The 241-nt window shown below is 46.9% G+C and carries 1 pseudogene; it reads left to right on the top strand.

Annotated features, from left to right (window positions below):
• A pseudogene (locus tag AB4512_RS22600) lies at positions 1-241 on the top strand (GGDEF domain-containing protein); the annotation flags it as partial.

Below are 241 nucleotides of genomic sequence, written 5' to 3'. Positions count from 1 at the left end.
AGCATGGGTAGAACAACAAGGTGCGGACTCAATAGAGCAAGTGCTTGCGATGGACTCCATCCTATCCATCGTACCTGAAGATCAGCGTTCAACGGCCATCAGACGCTGCGAGAACATTCTCAATGGCAATACACCCAACTTTAGTTCCGTGGTATCTAACCAATGCTTTGATGGCACACACAAATACTTCAACCTCTATGACAACGTGATTAACTGGGAAGGTGAAGACGCGATACAAGTG

The organism is Vibrio sp. 10N.222.52.B7 (assembly GCF_041474275.1).
GTDB classification, from domain to species: Bacteria; Pseudomonadota; Gammaproteobacteria; order Enterobacterales; family Vibrionaceae; genus Vibrio; species Vibrio crassostreae_C.
The sequence above is the reverse complement of the archived record's forward strand: the minus strand, read 5'-3'. Positions and strand labels throughout refer to the sequence as shown.